Below are 15,547 nucleotides of genomic sequence, written 5' to 3' on the forward strand. Positions count from 1 at the left end.
ACCATGAAAACGAGACTCGCCAAACGATGGATCTACTATTTAACCGTCAGCGTCATCATTGCTGCGCTCGTGCTCCTGGCGTTACCCTCCGTGCAAAAAGCTATGGAACGGGCCAAGGAGGAAATGCGGCCGAATAAGAACCAGGTCGTTGAGAGTGAGCAGATGCCGACTCCAGAGGAGAGCGGACAGCTGCAGAAGCCGACCAATTTTGAGAAGATCGCCGAAAACGACCGGCTTGAGCTGCTGTTCCGCTCATCCGATTCCGCCATCGCGGTGATCGACAAGAGCAACGGGTACCGGTGGGAATCGGCAGTTCCGCTCCAGGATGTCGAAACGGACGGGAATGAGCTGTGGACCGCTAGCAGTCAGTCCATTTTTCATCTGACCTACACGGATCCCCATCTGCCTGCGCTGGAAACGCAGGAGACGAACTTTGCCCTCGAGCAGCCGAAGATGACGACGACCTCACTGGAAAACGGGATATCGGTCCGTTACGAGCTGCCAAGGCTGAAAATCAGCTTCGATATGAGCTTCCAATTGAAGGGGAACGCCCTTGAAGTCACCGTACCCGGCCAATCGATCCAGGAAGGGGAAGACAACTGGCTCATGTCGGTTGCTCCGCTTCCCTTCTTCGGAGCGGCATCGGATCACGATAAAGGCTATGCGGTCTATCCCGACGGGCCGGGTGCGCTGTCTTACTTTAAGACGAACCACCCGAATTATTTGAATCCTTATCGTGCGAGCGTTTACGGCGCGGATACGATTACCTTCAATTTTTTCGGACGGGAACAGAACGCGATGCTGCCGATCTTCGGCTTGAAAGTGGGCGATAACTCCTTTATGGGGATCATCACCCAGGGGGAATACGACGCGAATATCCTCTATTCGCCGAGCGGCTATCTCATTAATTTGAACCGTGTATCTTCCGAGCTTGTTTACAGGCGCGAGTATGAAGCGGTTAAAAAAGACGGCAATTTGACGAAGAAGCCCGAAAAGGATCTGATCCGCGAGGATCATACCATCCGCTACGTGTTCTTTAGCGGCAAAGAAGCCGATTACAGCCATATGGCGACCGCCTATAGAGAGTATTTGCTCGACGAGCAAGGCGTGGTTCCGAAGGTGAAAAAAGGGGAGGCGGTTCCTTTCGGGCTTGACCTGCTTATGGGCATTAAGAAGGACCAGATTCTGATCGATCATTTCATTCAGAATACGACCTACTCAGAGGCGCAGGACATGATGGAGGACCTCAGCCAACGCGGCGTTCAGTCAATCTCGGCGAACCTGCTCGGATGGACGGGCGAAGGCTACATGAGTTATCCGTCGGGATATAAGCCTTCCCGTAAGCTGGGCGGCACAAGCGGGCTTGCGAAGCTGAGCGAGTATGCGAAGGAGAAGAACTACCAGCTTTTTCTGCAGGACAACTATGTCGAGGCATGGAAGGGCAACGACGGGTTCTCGTCGCGTAAGGACGTCGTTGTCGGAGCCAATCATTTTGTCGTGACCGACCGTTACAGCGAGCTCTTCTACTTGAATGCAGGCAAACAGAATGCGCATTTCCAGAAAAAAGTGCTGAATCCGCTGCGCAAGCTGCACATTACCGGCATTAACTTTGACGGCATCGGCAGTCAGCTCTACTACGACTATAACGACGATTATCCGCTGAAACGCGGGGGGACAGCCAAGCAGTGGATGGAAATGATGGAGAAATCGGTCCTGCAGTTCGGCGGTGCGGCCTCGGTTGGGGGCAATGGATACAGCCTGAAGCATTCCTCCCGCCTGTTCGGCATCCCGATGGAGGACAGCGGCTTCTTCTTTACCGACGAAACGATTCCGTTCTACCAAATGGCACTGCATGGCATTATTCCTTACTCGGGCGATCCGCAAAATTTATTTTACGATCCACAGCTGCAGTACCTAAAGATGGTGGAATACGGCTATATGCCGTACTACCAATTAACGATGAACCACTCTGAAGATTTGAAGGACACCATCTACAGCGATTTGTTCAGCTCGGCCTACAGCAACTGGGTGGATCAAGCGGTCCAATACTACAAAGAGATGAACGACAAGCTGAGGCCGGTATGGTCGCAGACGATGAAGGAGCACCGCAAGCTGCAGGATGATGTCTATGAGGTCGTATATGAGGACGGGACTCGCGTCATTGTCAATTATACGCCGGGTGAGGTGACGGTCGATCATCATGTTGTTCCGGAGAAAAACTTCATCGTGGTGCCGAAGGGGGGATCAGCATGACAGGGAAAAAGTTGAGTCTGGAACGAAAAAAAATGCTGGCAGGCTATGTTTATATCGCTCCATGGGCGATCGGGTTCGCATTGTTCATGCTGTATCCCTTGATTTACTCCCTTTGGCTGGCCTTTCATGAAGTGGTCGGCGTCGGCAATTTCGACCTGGAGCCTGTCGGCTGGGGAAATTTCAACAAAGCATTCGTGCTGGATACGCAGTTTATTCCGTTGTTCATTTCAGTGGTGCAGGATGCCGTCATCAATACGCCGCTGATTCTGGTCTTCTCTTTGTTTATCGCGATCCTGCTGAATCATAAGATCCGCGGGCGCGCCTTCTTCCGGGCAGCATTTTTCCTGCCTGTTTTGATCGGCTCCGGCCTTGCGATGCAGCAGCTGCTCTATGCAGGGGTCGGCAAAGACACGCTGGTGAACGGCATCGGCGTTCCGGAAGAAGTATTTCTGTATATGGGCCCGACGTTCTCGCAGATCGTTTTTGATATGCTGAGCAGGCTTACCGTGATCTTCTGGAAGACGGGTGTACAGATCCTGCTCTTTTTAGCCGGACTTCAGGGGATTTCTCCGTCGCTCTATGAGTCGGCAAGATGCGATGGGGCAACCGAATGGGAGATGTTCTGGAAAATCACGCTGCCGCTGATCTCACCGATCATCCTGCTTAATCTCGTCTATACATGCGTGGATTCCTTTACGGATATCAACAACAGGATGATGGTCTATATCAAAGATACGGCCTTTACGAAGATCGAAATGGGCTACGCGTCCGGTATGGGCTGGATCTACTTCTTGTTTATCTTCCTCCTGCTCATTATCGTATTTGCTTCAACCAGACGCTTAGTCGTATACACAGGTGAAAAATGAGAATGAGGAGCAAGGAGGTGGTGCAGCGTGAAACCGATTCCGATGTCGAAGACCAAGCAGCGTGTGGCTGTGCAGCCCGAAAGTATCGCTAACCGGGCGAAAGCGTTAAGAAATAACAGCGTCATCAGCCGGATCAGCAGCAAAAGCCGCTGGTTCGCGCTCATTTACCGCATTTTCGTGTATGTAATTCTGATCGATTTGGCCTTTGTTTTTCTCTATCCGTTTATCTATATGATCACGACCTCGCTCAAGCATCCGGTGGATCTGATCGACTTCGCGATCAAGTGGATTCCGACGAGTCTGGCGTGGGAAAACTTCTACTACGGCATGAAGGGGCTGCAGTTTTGGACGCATTTCAATAACTCGGCCCTGATTTCCGTAGTGAGCGTGATCGGCCAGGTGTTATCCTGCTCATTCGTCGCCTATGGTTTCTCGCGAATTAGGTTTCCCGGGCGGGAAGTCCTGTTCGTGCTGTGCATGTTCACGATGATCATTCCGCCGCAAACGATCATTGTCCCTTTGTATATGCAGTACAAGACGATCGGCTGGCTGGACAGCGTGATGCCGCTGATCGTACCTTCCTTTTTTGCAAATGGGCTTAGGGGTGCCTTGTTCATCTTTATCTTCCGCCAGCTGTTCCGTGGGCTTCCGTGGGAGCTGGAGGATGCGGCCAGGGTGGATGGCTGTGGAAGCTTCCGCGTATACTGGAAAATTATTCTCCCGCTTACACCGCCCGCGATCGTCGTAACAACCCTGCTGTCCTTGGTGTGGCACTGGAATGACTTCTTCGAGCCGTCGATCTTCCTGACGTCGGAGGAGAAGTTTACCTTGCCGATGATGCTTCCGCGGCTCTATCAATCTCTGGATACATTGACAGGCAGCAGCTTTGAAGTGTTCAGCCTGCCTGTCGTCATGGCCGCTACATTCCTAGCGCTGATTCCGATGCTTGTCGTCTATCTCTTTCTGCAGCGGTATTTCATTCAAGGCGTGGAGCGTTCCGGGCTGGTTGAGTAAGTGGAATGAACAGCACTCCATTCGGGTGCCGTTGAAAGGGGAGAGAGGTCGCCATGCTGTGGTCAGAACGCGCGGATGCGGCGCAGGAAGCGCTGCGCCGGCATTATTGGAACCCGGATATCTCGATGTTTAATATTGAAACGCCGTGCCCGAACGGCGATTGCAACACGATTTTTCATTACTGGTGGATGGCGCATGCCGCCGACGTGCTGGTGGACGGACTGCTGCGCACCGACGAGGCGGTGTACGGGGAGACGCTCGCGGAGCTGCATGACGGCATCCGGCGCCGGAACGGCGGCGTGTACCCGAATGAGCTGTACGACGATATGGAATGGATGGCGCTCGCCTGGCTGCGCGCGTATGAGGCGACCGGCGAGGAGAAGTACAAGGAAACCGTCCACATCCTGTGGGAAGACATCCAGACCGGATGGAACGACCATATGGGAGGCGGCATCGCGTGGCATAAATCCCAGCTGGCTTACAAAAACACCCCGGCCAATGCGCCCGCCGCCATTCTCGCGGCAAGGCTGTACCGGTGCTTTGGCAGCGCGGAGGATTTGGAGTGGGCCCGCAACATTTACGATTGGCAGAAGCGCTCCCTGGTCGATCCTGCCACCGGCTTCGTATGGGACGGCATGAACCGGACCGGGGACGGAAGCATTGATAAGGACTGGAAGTTCACGTATTGCCAGGGAGTCTTTATCGGTGCGGGCGTGGAGCTGTGGCGGGTGAGCGGGGAGCCGGGCTTCCTCGTGGATGCTCTGCGCACGGCCGAGGCCGCCAAGGCGGAGCTTGCCGCGGATGACGGCGTGTTCCCGGACGAAGGAAGCGGGGACGGCGGCCTGTTCAAAGGCATCCTGGTCCGCTACCTGGCTGAGCTGAGCCTGGCCTCGGAGGAGGCGGCCCGGCTTGCCGTCCCGATGCTAGCCGCAAATGCCGGCGCGCTGTGGGACGCCGGACGAAGCGCCGCATGCCTGTTCGGTACGGACTGGAGGCAGGCGCCGGCAGAACCGGTATCCCTGAGCACCCAGCTGAGCGGTGTGAAGCTGCTGGAGCGCATGGCGATGCTGGAGAAACTGGGGTTTGCCGATCATGAGAATAAACAATAAGCATGTTTAACGATATTTTAATCAGTAGAACTTTATCGTTGGTATGGAAGGCGGGCTCAGTGGACCGTTCACGTAAAGTGGGCGGTCTTTTGGTTTGTTTTCCCGCTTACTAAAAAAAGGATTGTGTTGAAAGCGCTTGTATGGTATTTTATGTACATAAAAACGTTTTTATAGCAAAGGAAGAATGGTTATATGGGTAAGGTAACGATCAAGGATGTGGCTAAAGCGGCCGGAGTTTCCATTTCTACGGTTTCGAATGCGTTGAATGACGTGGATGTATTGACTCCGGAGACCAAATCACATGTTCTGAAGGTGGCAGAACAATTAAATTATGTACCGAACCTGAACGGGAAGCTGCTGAAGTCGGGGAAGACCAAGATGCTTGGCTTCTTTACAACAAGCGTGGCAGGGCCCTACTTCTACACACTGGTTGAGTCGATGTCACATGAATGCGACCGTTTGGGTTACGGATTGAATGTGTTTATTACGAAGGATAAGCAGGTTATTATGAGCAATATTATGGGCGGCCGGGTGGATGGCGTCATCATATTCGAAGAGTTGAGGATCGACGATAAAGACATCGCCGCTATGGAGAAGGACAAGATCAATGCCGTGTTCCTGGATCGCGAGATTCAGAAAGAAACGATGGGCAGCATCATTTTCGACTCCTATGAGGCCGGTTATGAAGCGACGAAATATCTGATCAGCCTGGGGCATAAGAAGATTGCCTATATTTCCGGCGTGGATACGATGTTTGACAGCGTTCAGCGGAAAGAAGGATATCTGGCTGCACTGCGCGAGTGTCAGTTTCCCATCGATGGAGACTATATCCTGCAAGGTTATTTTGAGGAAGAAGGCTCCTATAACGCTGTGAAATCCTTTCTTCACCTGCACCCCGACAAAGTGCCGGATGCTTTTCTTGCCGGTAACGACGTGAGTGCCATCGGTTGTATCCGGGCCCTGAAATCTCTGGGATACGAGGTTCCCCAAGATATAAGCGTCGTGGGCTTCGATGATATTGATATTGCACAGTATTTTACACCGCCTCTCTCGACCGTACGCAATCAGATTGCCAGACAAGGCATTCTGGCAGTGGATCACCTGGTTCGCATGATTCAGAAGAAAGAGCAAGGCAAGACTCAGAAATTGCCTGGGGAGCTTGTCGTTCGCGGCACCAGTCATGTGAAGATCAGTCGGAATAAACCGGTTTAAGTGAAAGGGCTGATGATTATTCCGATTCTTTTTTTAAAAATGATACCACATAGGAGGATGTTTTTTGCCAAAAAATAAAAACGTTTTTATTTAAGTCTGTCATTTTGTGATCAAAGGAGGCTTACCAGGTGGGCAAAACAGTTTTAGTTCAGCCAACCGGCACAGGCCCGGTTCAATCAACCGGAAAGAAGCCGCGAGGGCAGAGAATCAAGGAATTTTTCATTGATTTCAGGCGGCAATGGGAGCTTCAATCGATGATTCTTCCGGGTATTATCTTTATGTTCATTTTTTGCTACATACCGATCTATGGTTTATCCATTGCTTTTAAAAATTACACCGTCATTGATACGCTGGATTCCGCCCCGTGGGTTGGCCTGGACAATTTCAAAATTATTATATCGGACAAGTATTTTTGGGATTCCGTAGTCAACACGCTGGGCATCAGCTTTTTAAAATTGGCGGTGGGCTTTGTCATTCCGATCATTCTGGCCATTATGATTTACGAGGTTAGCATAGGCCGGTTCAAAAAGTTCGTACAGACCATTTCGTATCTGCCTCACTTCTTGTCATGGATCGTGCTGGGCGGAATGCTCATTACCTGGTTCTCCACCTCCGGTTTACTTAACGAAGTGCTGCTTGGCTTAGGGCTGATCTCGCAGCCGCAAAACATTTTGCTCGACCCGAGCAAGTATTGGTGGATTGCGACCTTATCGGACATCTGGAAAGAAGCTGGATGGGGGACGATTCTGTACTTGGCGGTCATGTCCAAGATTGATCCTACCTACTATGAGGCCGCAAAAATCGATGGTGCGAGTCGCCTCAGACAAATCTGGAACATCACACTGCCTAACATGAAGATGATTATCAGCTTAAATCTGATCCTGACTGTAAGCGGTTTATTGGGGTCGAATTTGGATCAAACCTTGGTGCTCATGAATTCACAGAACCGGGAAAAGGCAGAAGTCATTAACTCGTACGTGTACCGGATGGGGATGACGCAAGGGGATTTCTCTTATGCCACCGCGGTTGGTTTGGGTGTATCCATCATATCAGTCATTCTGCTCGTTACGGCTAATAAGGTGACCAGCAAACTAAATGATAATCAATCCGTTCTATAGGCCAAGCAGGAGGAGGCATTACGGTGAATTTGAAAGCAGCAAAAGGGGATCTCGATAGCAAGATCTTTGATACGATCAACATCATCCTATTGGTTGTATTTACGATTATTATTGTCGTTCCGTTATGGAACGTTGTCGTTTCATCCTTCAGTTCGGGCAGAGCCCTTGCCGAGGGCGGGTTTATTTTCTGGCCTAAGGAATTATCGCTTGAGAATTATCAGGCTGTGTTCAGGGATACAGGCATATGGCAGGCCTTTTTCATCTCGGTTGCCAAAACCGTGATCGGGGTTATCACCCATGTATTCTTCTGTGCCATGGTTGGTTACGGTCTGAGCAAAAAATACGTCCGCGGGCGCAAGTTCTACGTTGCGATGGGTGTCATCACCATGTTTTTCTCGGGCGGTATGATTCCGACCTACTTATTGATTAAAAGCTTGGGCCTGCTAAACACCTTCTGGGTTTATATTATTCCGGCTCTCTTAAGCTTCTATGATGTCATCATTCTGATGAATTTCTTCCGCAATGTGCCGGATTCGCTGGAAGAGTCGGCCAAGATCGACGGCGGTGGCGACTGGAGAGTTTTTCTGAGCATATTCATTCCTCTTTCTATGCCGGCCATGGCCACAATCGCCCTGTTTAACGGGGTAGGGCAATGGAACGATTTTATGACCACGAAACTGTATATCACCGATCAATCGCTATATCCCTTACAGATGATGCTGTATGAAATTATTGTGCAGTCTCAGACGCAATCGATGCAAAATATCGGTTCGGTAGCGATTCAAACCACCACGAAAGGGGTCCAACTAGCAACAATCGTCGTAACAACACTGCCGATTGTTGTGATGTATCCGATATTGCAAAGATATTTTATCTCGGGGATGATGCTTGGGGCAGTCAAAGAATAAGTGGACAAGAAGCTGGCTGTAAAGACACAGGCTCTATCAGGAAAGCGCTTTAATTAAAAGGGAGGGTACAGGATGTTTGCGAACAAAGCTTTTGGAAAGAAAGGACTCACACTGTTTACTGTATTGATGAGTGTTGTATTGGTTGTGAGTGGCTGCAGCGGATCGGGCGGCAAGTCCGGCTCAAAGAAGGAGAATTGGGTTTCGATCGAAGACCGTTATACACCGGATGCCGAGACTCCTGCCTGGAAGCTGGATAAAAAAGAAGAGGTAACCAACCTGACTTGGTATGTCAATGCGGATTGGTGGAATACGGATTTCGGCAAGGACGTTGTCACCAAGAAAATCAAGGAAGATCTGAATATCAATATCAAGTTCATCACGGGTGACGATACCAAATTGAACACGTTTTTTGCCGGCGGGGAAATGCCGGATTTGATCACAACGTTCGACTCCAACTCCCCGGTGGTGCAAAAAGCGGCCACATGGGCGCTGCCGTTAAATGATCTGGCTGAGAAATATGATCCCTACTTCAATAAAGTCGCTGCACAAGACACACTCAAATGGTTCCAGCTCAAGGACGGCAAAACCTACGGATATCCGAACTATTCCAATACACAAAAGGACTATGACAGCGGCAATATTCCTGCGAAAACGGCATTTATCATCCGTAAGGATGTTTACGAAGCCTTGGGTAAGCCGGTCATGGGCACACCAGAACAATTTCAGGCTGTCCTCCAGGATATCAAAAATAAATTCCCTGAGCTGATTCCATTCGGGTTCAACTCCATTGGTGAAGGAACAGGATCGCTTGGCGATACGCTTCAGGACTTCATCGGCGTGCCGCTGGAAGACAACAATGGCGGATTTTATAACCGTAACCTCGATGAAGACTATTTAACCTGGGTAAAGACGCTTAATTCCGTATACAGAGCCGGGGCGATCAGCGATGACAGCTTTGCCGATGACGGAACAGCTTTTGAAGAAAAGGTCAAGGCCGGCAAATATGCAACCATTTTGCTGGATGGAACACCGCAGCAGGGCGGCAACCTGCAAAGCTTCTACAGTAATAATAAAGGCAAAGAGTATATCGCGATTGACGGCCCCCAAAGCACGGTCGGGCATTCACCGACACTGAACCAATCCGGGATCACAGGTTGGATGATCAGCTTTATTACGAAAAAAAATGTGGATCCCGCTAAATCGATTCAGCTCTTCACCTACTTGTTAAGCGAAGAAGGACAAATGTTGATGAACTATGGTATTGAAGGCGAGACCTATAAAGTGAACGCGGATGGAAAGGTCGAGTTTCTGCCTGCTGTGAAGGAGCTTCAGTTGAATAACCCGGATTCTTTTAAAAAGGATTACCGCATGGGCGAATTCATGTTCTTTGGCCATGACCGCCACAAAGCGCTCAGTGGTGACGCATTCCCGGATGCCATCAAGCAAATGCAGGAATGGGGTAAAGGGAAGCTGGTACCACACTTTATTCTGGAGAATATCAACCCTGACCAAGGCACACCGGAAGCGCGTTCTTTGGCCGCAATCAATACGAAATGGAATTCAACACTCATCAGTATGATTCGTTCGAAGGATGATGCTGCGTTCGATAGCCTCTTAAATGAATACAAAAAGTTCCTGGACAGTAACAATTGGGACAAAATCGTGGAAGTTCGCAATGAGAAGATGAAAGCGAACAAAGAAAAGCTTGGGCTGAAATAAGCGTTCACGGATAGGAAACGATATATAGAAATCTGGAGGGAACAACATGCTGAACATGACAATCTACCAGTCGAATGGGGAAGAGGAATTATTCATTAAGAAAACCAAGGAGGAGCTTACGCCTGTATCTCCCACTGCACGGCTGAATACGGTTGTGATCGATGAGAAGCAGACGTATCAGGAGATGGATGGCTTTGGCGCGTCCTTCACGGATTCCGCGGCTTATCTGATTCATCAAGTACTGGGGGCCGAGCAGCGCTCGGAGCTTATGACCCAATTGTTCGATCCGAAGGAAGGGATTGGTTTGTCGGTACTGCGCCAGCCCATGGGCGCATCTGATTATGCACGCGACTTCTACAGCTATAATGATCTGCCGGAAGGCCAGTCCGATATGGAGCTGAAGCAGTTTTCCATTGCACACGATGAGGATGATATTATTCCACTCCTGCAGGAAGCGCTGCGCTTGAATCCGGATATCAAGCTGATGGGTTCGCCTTGGAGTCCGCCTGGCTGGATGAAGACTAGCGGGTCGATGATCGGCGGAGAGCTGAAGCAAGAGTGCTATTCGGTTTATGCCAATTATTTCGTTTGTTACATTCAAGAGTATGCATCTAAAGGTCTGCCTATCTATGCGGTGACACCGCAAAATGAGGCCTTGTATTCACCAGGTCATTATCCCGGCATGATCATGCTGCCTGAGGCACAAAGTGATTTCATTAAGAATCACCTGAAGCCGCAATTCGTAAAGAATCATATCGATACGAAAATCCTCTGCTATGATCATAATTGGGATAAACCCGACTACCCGCTGACGGTGTTGGAGCAGGCCGGAGATGCGGTGGATGGCGTCGCTTGGCACTGGTACGGCGGTAAGCCGTCAGCCCAATCGGACGTATTCGAAGCTTTCCCTGATAAAGAGGTTCATTTTACGGAAGGATCAGGCGGGGAGTGGATTCCGCCGTTTGAGCAAGCCTTCTCGAATGTCATGCGGACAGGTATCGAGATTCTCCGCAATCACAGCAAGTCTTACGTCTTGTGGAATATGGCACTGGATGAGAAGAATGGCCCTACCGTACCCGGCTTTGGTACAAGCACCTGTCGCGGTATTGTGACCGTGAATCAACAGACGAAGGAACTAACCTATACGCTGGACTACTATGCGCTGGCGCATTTCAGCAAGGGGATCCGTCCGAAAGCGCGTCGTATTGCTTCGACCAGCAATGATCTGATCCGCTCCGTTGCCTTTAAAAATACGGATGGATCTATTGCAGCCGTTATGTTTAACGACAGCGAAGCATCGGAGAGTGTAGCTGTTCAGCTGCACGGAAAAGAGGCATTGCAGCTTGAGATGCCGCCCAAGAGCGCTTTAACGGTCATGTTTGAAGCGTAACTAGTAGAGGGGCCGTTTTATAAAAAAACCAGCTGTTACATGAGAAAACGGCCAGCACCGATTGAAAAGCATAAAAGAGGATTACGCTGCACGGCGATCGCTTCCCGGTATCCAACCGGAGAGTGATCGCCGATTTTTTTTAACTCAAATTTTCCTACAAACTACGCGGCTTGGTTGGGATGACACAGAGAAAATTCACCCCGAAACCAAATGATTGGGCTTTACAACCTCAATGTTCTAGTGTACTATACAACTATAACACTAATACAAGGGAGTTGTAAGCATGAACCATCGAACAAATATGCAGGCGGACGCCGATGCGCCGGTTCTTTCACTCCAAGGGGTATCGAAACGGATCGGAAGCAAGTGGATCGTCAGCCAGCTTTCTTTTGATGTGCATAAAGGCGAAGTGGTAGGCCTGCTGGGGCCCAACGGTGCGGGCAAGACGACAACCATCCGCATGATCGCCGGATTGATCGGGATGACGGAAGGGGATGTGCTGGTCCGCGGGAGCAGCATCCGCCGCGACTGGAAGCAGGCGATCCGCCATATCGGGGCAATTATCGAGAACCCGGAGTTCTACCCGTATATGACCGGATACGATAATTTGAAGCAGTACCAGCGGATGAATCCCTGGATCAGCCGGGAGCGGATCGACGAGGTTGTCCGGCTCGTAGGGCTGGAGCAGGCCATGAAGAAGAAGGTCAAAGCCTACTCGCTCGGCATGCGCCAGCGGCTCGGTATCGCCCAGGCGCTGCTGCATGAGCCGTCGGTCCTGATTCTGGATGAGCCGACGAACGGCCTGGATCCGGCGGGCATCCGCGAGATGCGCGACTATCTCAAAAATATCGCCCGCGAAGAAGGCATCTCCATTCTGGTGTCGAGTCACCTCCTGCTTGAAATGGAGCAGCTGTGCAGCCGGGTCGTCGTCATTCAAGACGGCAAGCTGGTGACGGTCCGCTCTATTGGCGGAGGCAGCGGGGAAGCGGAGCAGCCGGGGCAGCAGGAAGCCATTCGCGTCATGTTCCGCGTCGGCCGCCTCGAAGAGGCCAAGAGATTGCTCGAAGGGCTGGATCTGGCCGAGGTACTCGCGGTGAACCCGGAACAAAGCGAGCTGATACTTTCCTTGCAGTACAAGAACATTCCGGGGGTAGTGGAGCGGCTGGGCACCGGCCGGATCCCGATTTACCTCATTACCGAGCTCAAGCAGTCCCTAGAAGACGAATTCCTGAAATGGACGGGAGGAAACCAAATTGCGTAGTTTTTCTTTACTGGTGGTCAACGAATGGCTCAAGATGGCCAAGAAGCGCAGCTTCTTCATTCCTTATGCCATCGCTGCGGTGGCCGCGATCGCCCTGGGCTGGATTCTGAAGCGTTGGGGTGGCGAGATGATGACAGGGGCGAGCGCCCTGGATTATACGGTGTTGATGGCGGGTATGAACGGCTTTGGCCAAATGACGGCCATGCTGGCGATCATCTTCACGGCCGGCATCGTATCCGGGGAGCACAACCAAGGAACGATCAAGTTCCTGCTGATCCGCGGGCAGAGCCGGTCCGCAGTTCTGGCATCCAAGTACACGGCGGCCGTCCTGTTTACACTGTCGCTGGCCGTATGGTTGACGGTGCTGAGCTTTGCAGCGGGTGCGTTCTTCTTCGGCACGGATGCAGGGGAAGCCGGCTGGCGGGATGTGCTGGTGGCCGGAGGCAGCACGCTGGTGTACAGCATCATTTTCATGACGCTTGCCTTTATGATGGGGGTGCTGACCCGGTCGACGGGAGCCGCGATGGGCGTAGGCATGGCCTCGGTGATGTTCAGCGGAATCGTTATTCCGAAAAGCTTCTATAAATACGTGCTGTTCCCGAACGCAGACCTGTCGGTGTACAGTCAGGGCGGTCACGCACCGATCCAGGGGATGAGCCTGGGCTTTTCCATCGCCGTTCTGGCGGCATATCTCGTCTTGTTTCTTGTCGCCAGCTTTGTTACGTTTAAGAAACGTGATATAGCCTGATGCGCGGGAACGTAAGCTGACGGCGAAAGGAGTCTGTCCTGAAGTGAGTATTGAATTCGACAACAATTTGCCGATCTATCTGCAAATCATGAACCATATCAAGAGACAAATTGTCTCAGGCATTCTGCAGCCGGGCGATAAAATTCCTTCCGTAAGGGAACTGGCGGCCGACCTGCAGATCAACCCGAACACGATCCAGCGCACGTTTCAGGAGCTGGAACGCGAGGAAGTCGTAGAGACCCGGCGCGGGCTGGGAAGATATGTGACAAGCGAGGAATCGAAGATTATGGCGATTAAAAAGGAAATGGCGGGCGAATTGCTTCACCAGTTTATCCATGGCATGCAGGAGCTGGGGTTCAAAAATCAAGACATCGTCTCCATCGTAAGCGAGGCGGTCGCGGAGGACCGAAAGCAAAGCGTAAAGGAGGGGGCTAAGGGTGGAAACACTGCTCAAAGTTGACGGCGTATCCAAGAAATACGGAGGCAAGCTGGCTCTGAACAGCGTGTCACTGCGCATCGGAACGGGACGGATCGTCGGCCTGCTCGGGTCGAACGGCAGCGGGAAGAGCACGCTGATGCGAATCGCCGCCGGGCTGACGCCGCCTACGACGGGAAGCATTTCCGTGCTGGGCAAGCCGGTGGGCAAGGAGACGCGCAGCCTGATCTCTTATATGCCGGACCTTCCGCTGACGGAGAGCTGGATGCGGGTGAAGGATGCGGTTGCTTTTTACCGGGATTTCTATGATGATTTCGACTTGGAAAAGGCGCGCGAGATGCTCGACTTTATGAATTTGAAGGAGAACGACCGGGTCAGCTCCCTTTCCAAGGGCATGGGCGAACGGCTGCAGCTGACGCTGGCCCTCTCCCGCCAAGTGAACCTGTATCTGCTCGACGAGCCGATCGGCGGCGTGGATCCGGTGGCCCGGGGTAAAATTCTGGACGCGATCGTCCGCTTCTACAGCGAAGACAGCAGCCTGATTGTCAGCACGCATCTGGTGCGCGATATGGAGCGGATTTTTGATGAAGTCATGTTTATCCAAGACGGCGTCATCGTCCTGCACGAGGAAGTCGAGAGCATCCGCATCAACCGTGGAAAAGGCATTGACGATCTGTTTAAAGAGGTGTTTGGCGAATGATCAAGCTGTTAAAATACGATTTAAAGCGCAACGCGACGCTGCTGCTCGGCGGAATGGCGATTCTCCTCCTGTGCGAGTTCGTCCTCCTCTGGTCCAGGGCTACGGATGAAGTGAAAATTGTCCTCTCGGTTCTGTTCTTCGGCGCAGTCGCGGTGATTTACTTCATTTCCAGCCTCCGTGTGTTCGACTACAACATCACCACGGTCAGCCGCCGGCTCGTACCGGTAGGTGCCTTGTCTTACGTGGGAGCTTCCCTGCTGTACGGACTGCTGAACTCGCTGGTGCTGACCGTAATTGGCGCGGCATTCACTGCCTATATGGTGGTCAACTTAGGGGGCGGATTCAGCTGGGCCGGCCAGATTCCGGTCTGGGCCATCGTGCTGATCGTTGTCGAATATCTGTTTCTGCTCGTATACGGCTTTTTAACCTTTTATGTGACGATCGCCTTGGCGCGCAGCCTGGTGACCAAAGGCGTGTTTTGGATCGGACTGCTGATTTTTATCGTCCTGACCATCGTCCTGTCTTATGTTGAAGACTTTCTGTTCGGCCAGGATTCGTCCGCGTTGTTCGGAAGCGTGGATCTGGAGTGGAGCTCTCAGTCCGGCGTGTTGGCCCGGGAGCTGCCGGGTCTCCTGTCTGCCTGGCAAACCTGGGGCTCCATCGTGTTTGAGGGGCTGCTGTGCGTCGCCTTTTTGTACGTGATCAAATGGTGTATAGAGAAAAAGATTGAAGCGAGATAAGGAAAAGGGCTGGCCTTGAGCGGCGTCAGGTTGAAGACCGAACGCAGGGGTAAACCGTGCCGCCGTTTGCTAC

14 protein-coding genes are annotated in these 15,547 nt (G+C 51.7%); all 14 read left to right on the forward strand.

What is annotated here, in order from left to right; genetic code table 11:
- Window positions 1-3: 3 nt before the first annotated feature.
- The 14 genes from ABID47_RS19815 to ABID47_RS19880 all read left to right on the forward strand — a co-directional run bounded on the left by ABID47_RS19815 (window position 4) and on the right by ABID47_RS19880 (window position 15,474).
- Window positions 4-2,253, forward strand: a complete 2,250-nt coding sequence (locus ABID47_RS19815; RefSeq protein WP_354499290.1) for a DUF5696 domain-containing protein — start codon at window positions 4-6, stop codon at window positions 2,251-2,253.
- Window positions 2,250-3,119 (forward strand): carbohydrate ABC transporter permease, encoded by an 870-nt coding sequence (locus ABID47_RS19820; RefSeq protein WP_105445746.1) that lies wholly within the window; start codon window positions 2,250-2,252, stop codon window positions 3,117-3,119. Before ABID47_RS19815 ends, ABID47_RS19820 begins: the two co-directional genes overlap by 4 nt.
- Before the next feature lie 27 nt (window positions 3,120-3,146).
- On the forward strand, window positions 3,147-4,133 hold the full coding sequence (locus ABID47_RS19825) for a carbohydrate ABC transporter permease (RefSeq protein ID WP_145026946.1): 987 nt from the start codon (window positions 3,147-3,149) through the stop codon (window positions 4,131-4,133).
- Window positions 4,134-4,186: 53 nt separating this feature from the next.
- Window positions 4,187-5,242, forward strand: coding sequence for a glycoside hydrolase family 76 protein (locus ABID47_RS19830; protein ID WP_354499292.1), 1,056 nt, complete (start codon window positions 4,187-4,189; stop codon window positions 5,240-5,242).
- A 192-nt stretch (window positions 5,243-5,434) separates the two neighbouring features.
- Window positions 5,435-6,454 (forward strand): LacI family DNA-binding transcriptional regulator, encoded by a 1,020-nt coding sequence (locus ABID47_RS19835; RefSeq protein WP_105445744.1) that lies wholly within the window; start codon window positions 5,435-5,437, stop codon window positions 6,452-6,454.
- Window positions 6,455-6,582: 128 nt separating this feature from the next.
- Window positions 6,583-7,572, forward strand: coding sequence for an ABC transporter permease (locus ABID47_RS19840; protein WP_181909156.1), 990 nt, complete (start codon window positions 6,583-6,585; stop codon window positions 7,570-7,572).
- Window positions 7,573-7,595: 23 nt separating this feature from the next.
- Complete coding sequence (locus ABID47_RS19845; protein ID WP_089549172.1) at window positions 7,596-8,480, forward strand: carbohydrate ABC transporter permease; 885 nt, start codon at window positions 7,596-7,598, stop codon at window positions 8,478-8,480.
- 72 nt (window positions 8,481-8,552) lie between these two features.
- Entirely contained in the window at window positions 8,553-10,199 is a 1,647-nt protein-coding gene (locus tag ABID47_RS19850) for a type 2 periplasmic-binding domain-containing protein (protein ID WP_354499294.1), read from the forward strand.
- A 46-nt stretch (window positions 10,200-10,245) separates the two neighbouring features.
- Window positions 10,246-11,589 (forward strand): glycoside hydrolase family 30 protein, encoded by a 1,344-nt coding sequence (locus tag ABID47_RS19855; RefSeq protein ID WP_354499296.1) that lies wholly within the window; start codon window positions 10,246-10,248, stop codon window positions 11,587-11,589.
- Window positions 11,590-11,872: 283 nt separating this feature from the next.
- Window positions 11,873-12,850: an ABC transporter ATP-binding protein gene (locus ABID47_RS19860; protein WP_354499298.1), complete on the forward strand. Its 978-nt coding sequence runs from the start codon at window positions 11,873-11,875 to the stop codon at window positions 12,848-12,850.
- Window positions 12,843-13,598, forward strand: coding sequence for an ABC transporter permease (locus ABID47_RS19865; protein WP_116232863.1), 756 nt, complete (start codon window positions 12,843-12,845; stop codon window positions 13,596-13,598). The genes ABID47_RS19860 and ABID47_RS19865 overlap by 8 nt, the downstream gene beginning before the upstream one ends.
- A 43-nt stretch (window positions 13,599-13,641) precedes the next feature.
- A complete protein-coding gene (locus tag ABID47_RS19870) occupies window positions 13,642-14,058 on the forward strand; it encodes a GntR family transcriptional regulator (RefSeq protein ID WP_116232862.1) in 417 nt (138 codons plus the stop codon).
- On the forward strand, window positions 14,036-14,734 hold the full coding sequence (locus ABID47_RS19875; protein ID WP_354499301.1) for an ABC transporter ATP-binding protein: 699 nt from the start codon (window positions 14,036-14,038) through the stop codon (window positions 14,732-14,734). The genes ABID47_RS19870 and ABID47_RS19875 overlap by 23 nt, the downstream gene beginning before the upstream one ends.
- A complete protein-coding gene (locus ABID47_RS19880) occupies window positions 14,731-15,474 on the forward strand; it encodes a hypothetical protein (RefSeq protein WP_116232860.1) in 744 nt (247 codons plus the stop codon). Before ABID47_RS19875 ends, ABID47_RS19880 begins: the two co-directional genes overlap by 4 nt.
- The last annotated feature ends 73 nt before the right edge of the window (window positions 15,475-15,547 follow it).

It is taken from the genome of Paenibacillus favisporus (genome assembly GCF_040545415.1).
In the GTDB taxonomy this organism is placed as follows: Bacteria; Bacillota; Bacilli; order Paenibacillales; family Paenibacillaceae; genus Paenibacillus_AQ; species Paenibacillus_AQ favisporus.